Source organism: Vibrio sp. 10N.247.310.17 (genome assembly GCF_041466605.1).
GTDB classification, from domain to species: Bacteria; Pseudomonadota; Gammaproteobacteria; order Enterobacterales; family Vibrionaceae; genus Vibrio; species Vibrio tasmaniensis_A.
In genome coordinates this window covers 1-1,697 of record NZ_JBFSTC010000211.1, presented here as the reverse complement: position 1 = coordinate 1,697, position 1,697 = coordinate 1, and the positions used below count along the sequence as shown (strand labels likewise).

General features: G+C 38.1%; 1 protein-coding gene. It reads right to left on the bottom strand.

Features of this window, described 5'->3' with window-relative positions; genetic code table 11:
• Positions 1 to 48: 48 nt before the first annotated feature.
• Complete coding sequence (locus AB6D80_RS24910) at positions 49 to 1,272, bottom strand: MFS transporter (protein WP_102503789.1); 1,224 nt, start codon at positions 1,270 to 1,272, stop codon at positions 49 to 51.
• Positions 1,273 to 1,697 lie beyond the last annotated feature (425 nt).

The window sequence follows — 1,697 nt, the reverse complement described above, 5'->3', positions numbered from 1 at the left end:
AACACTTGGGATTTAGTGTTGGCTACGCAACACCTTAATCCTTATTAGTTATATGCCTTTAACTCGGTGCTCCAATAGCGATTCTTCTGAGGTGGTTTTCAACACAAACATAAATAGACCAACACTTAAAAAACAGAACAATGAAGAAACAGCGATAGGCGCAGCGTGGTCGAAAGTTAACAACATAGAGCCTCCGAGCGCCACCAGAACCGAAGCTATACTCGTCATAGAAGATAAACTACCAAGCAATAGCCCAGAACGCTCTTCTCCTAATTTTTGTACAACGTAAGCGGGAAATGCACCACTTAAAATCGAAATTGGTATGCCGGTCACTAAAAATACAAAGAGTGATAGATTTGGTGTTAACACTACCATGCAAAAATAAAGCAATGAGAGTGTCAAACCAAACACGACATAAATTTGTTTTTTATTTAGTTTGTTGGAAACTCTAGGGACTAACTTCAAACTACTTAAAATCATTAAAGCGCTCATTATTGCCGCCGAAAAACCGATTTCAGTTGGAGAAAAACCTTGAACGCTCGTCAACCAAACAGGGATAAAATGGTACGCACCACTTGTACCTATAGCCATTAAAAGCTGAATCAGTAATAGTTGGAAATATAACTTGTTATTAAACAGTTTAACATTTGGCAGTACAGACTTGACAGCATGCACGGTATTAGTTTCTTGAACTAAGAATAAAACGATTAACCAACATAAAATATAAACCATCGCAGCGAGTACAAAAACAAACTCTGTTGATTGAGAGCCTGCTAAACCACCTAAAATAGGACCAGCCAATAATCCGCTATACACAGCCGCATTTATCTTTGATAAAGCAACCGTTTTATCCTTTTCTTCGCATAAATCTGAGGCTATTGCACGCGCTACAGAAACGTTACCCTCACATAAACCGATTGCAAATCGAGCAAGCAAAAATACTAAATAGCTCTCAATAACTACCGCGTATGCACACAACAAATAACCTAAAACAGAAAATACTAACGAAATGCTTAATAGCTTTTTTCGACCAAAACTATCAGAAATTGAACCGAGTAAAGCGCTACCAATAACCATCCCCAACGGATAAGCAGCGATGACTAACCCTAATAATATTTCTGGAGACAACCCTAACCACTGGGTCAAACTCGTTGTTTCACCGCCTAAAAATAATGGGGCAATGACAGGATATGGGAACGAAACACCTGCACAGCCCAAAAAGACGATTAACATTACAAAATTCATTTGTAATGTGCTGTTTTTACTTACCATTCTTCACCATCCTTGAGAATGTTAGGGTTTTACTTGTTGGCATATAACATTTTAATATCGTGCCAGCACGAATTGGTGTATTTAGCATATATTAAGCACCCTCTCTAACCAACTGAAAAATATGTATATAATTCAGTTTTGATATAATTTCTAGTTAAAAACCGTGCAAACACACATTGCCTCCTATTCGAGGCACGTTATCAATCAAGAACTTCTATTTTGTTCTATACTATTCAATAGCTTAGAAACACTTAAACAACGTATTCGTGCGTAGTTGTGTTTGAAGAACAGTCTCTAGTGGTCTAGTGGTCTAGTGGTCTAGTGGATTAGGAATTTGGGGACAAAGTTAGAACTCTAGGCATGAGGGAAAGGGCTCTTCTCCGCTTAGATGAGCTTGATTTCTGGGTAAAAGGTAGAGTGAGTTT

What these genes read in the sequence shown, in the direction of transcription:
- AB6D80_RS24910 (WP_102503789.1), bottom strand. Translation starts at nt 1,272, where the DNA reads ATGGTAAGTAAAAACAGCACATTACAAATGAATTTTGTAATGTTAATC.